A 1847-nucleotide genomic window follows, 5' to 3' on the forward strand; every position below is an offset into this window, starting at 1 on the left:
TATCAACCTTCGTCGTTTGAATTTGGTGCGCCTCGGAACACAGGCGACGCAGGTCATCTCAGGAGGAAACAGATGTCCGCAGTACGTGTCATCTCGTGGAAGACGTGGCTGCTCTGGCTAACCATGCCATTGATTGCCGTAGCCATAACTTCATGCACGGACGATTCCGAGAACAATGACAGCAACCGCCATGCAGCACTACCGTCTTCGAGCACTGCGGTGCCATCCTCGAGCACCATGGCGCCTGTCGTAGTCCCAACTCCGACAGGCGAACCCAAGAAGCCAGCCAATACCCTCTCCTCCGATGACAATCTCGCACCACGGACCGTGACTGAGACTTCGACGACTGTCGTACGCGGCGGTACTCCTACCGTGTACGTGACCCGCACGGTCGAAGTCCCGGTCACGCGGACCGCTACGACGACACGACCAGGCGTCACAGTGACCAGGAGGGAAACATCAATGGTGACGAGGACGGTCACGAGCACGGCTACGCGCACGGTTACTCCCGATCCGGAGGATCCTCGCTTCTTCATTCCCCGACTGGATGACGACGAACCGGACTCGGCCTTCTCCGATGTCTTCGAGGCTCTCCGAGGCGAAACTCCCAACTGCGCCAAAGCTCTGATCGAGCTTGATGAAGATTGGCGACAATATGGTTCACCGCAGGGTGTAGTGCTCTCTCAGGCCGCCATCTATGCATGCGAGGGCGACCGCGGGAAGGCAGCGGAGACACTGAACTATGTCGAGGCAAAGTACGGCCTGCTCTTCTCCGGGGGCGCCAGCACGCTGCTCTCCTGCGACGTATACCGCGCGCTCGCAAGGTATTTGGAGTCCTATGACCCGTCATGCGGGTGGACCGCCGAAACAGGGACGGAGTGGGAAGAATCAGAAGAAGCAAACCGAGAAGATCCGCGACTGAAATTCCCTGATCAATGACAAGTTCGACCGAAGCCACATCAGAGACCAGCGAGGCTGAGCATCATCCGTGGCGCCGACTCTTGGCGGTCCTGGGCAACATCACTGCCCTGACCGCACTGCTGTTCTATTTCGGATGGCGTCGGAGCGAAGCTCAGGCGGACGCCCTCGGCCTCAGTCAGAGCATCCTCGGCCAAGGCACGCAGGACTATCTGCTCCGTAGCATCAACACCCTGCTGCCAGCAATCCTTGGGATCGCTCTAACAGGGCTCCTCTGGCTTTGGGCTGATCCCAGAATCACGGCAAGACTATATGCTTGGTCTGCAAAGACCCAAAGAAGGTGGCTACTCGCTCTCTCGCTGGGGTGGATCGCGCTCCCGGCAGCGGCTTTTGCCATAGGAATCCTGATTCCCACCCCGGCCACGGTCTTCTTCCCTCTCAGCATCGGGACCGGTTTCCTCTTCACCGCCTACTCTGCCGGTCTAAGGCGCCGCTTGGCCGATCACCACGAGAGAACCTGGGCAGACGACGTCTTTCACGTCTGCATCGCCGTGATTGTTTGTCTGACGCTCTTCTGGGCAGCCGCCAACTACGCTCAAATCCTGGGCAAGCACCTCGCTGCCGCCGTGAACGACAATCCCTCACAATTGGTGCCTGTAGTGGTTTTCAGCGAGAAGCAATTGTACCTGACCGCGCCAGGGGTCGGCGTGACCGAACTGCCGCAGACATCCGGCGAGCCAACCTATCGGTACGACGGCCTTCGCTTGCTCCAGCATGTCGGAGACCGCTACTTCCTGATCTCGGATGGGTGGAGCCAGTCCGTAGGCGAGATGATTGAACTCAAGGACGAAGACTCCGTCCGTCTGCAATTTAGCCGCCTTCACCGGTAAGAGACGGATTCAACCGCCTGCCGTCGGCCGCCCATGAAG

General features: G+C 59.2%; 2 protein-coding genes. Both read left to right on the top strand.

Translation table 11 applies throughout. The annotated features are described in order from the left end of the window. The first annotated feature begins 462 nt into the window (after positions 1-462). Positions 463-939 carry a hypothetical protein gene (locus tag LR394_RS40975; RefSeq protein ID WP_231450131.1) on the top strand — a complete coding sequence of 159 codons (477 nt, stop codon included), beginning with the start codon at positions 463-465 and terminating at the stop codon, positions 937-939. After that, complete coding sequence (locus tag LR394_RS40980) at positions 936-1808, top strand: hypothetical protein (protein ID WP_231450132.1); 873 nt, start codon at positions 936-938, stop codon at positions 1806-1808. Before LR394_RS40975 ends, LR394_RS40980 begins: the two co-directional genes overlap by 4 nt. The last annotated feature ends 39 nt before the right edge of the window (positions 1809-1847 follow it).

It is taken from the genome of Kineosporia babensis (assembly GCF_021129305.1).
GTDB lineage: Bacteria > Actinomycetota > Actinomycetes > Actinomycetales > Kineosporiaceae > Kineosporia > Kineosporia babensis.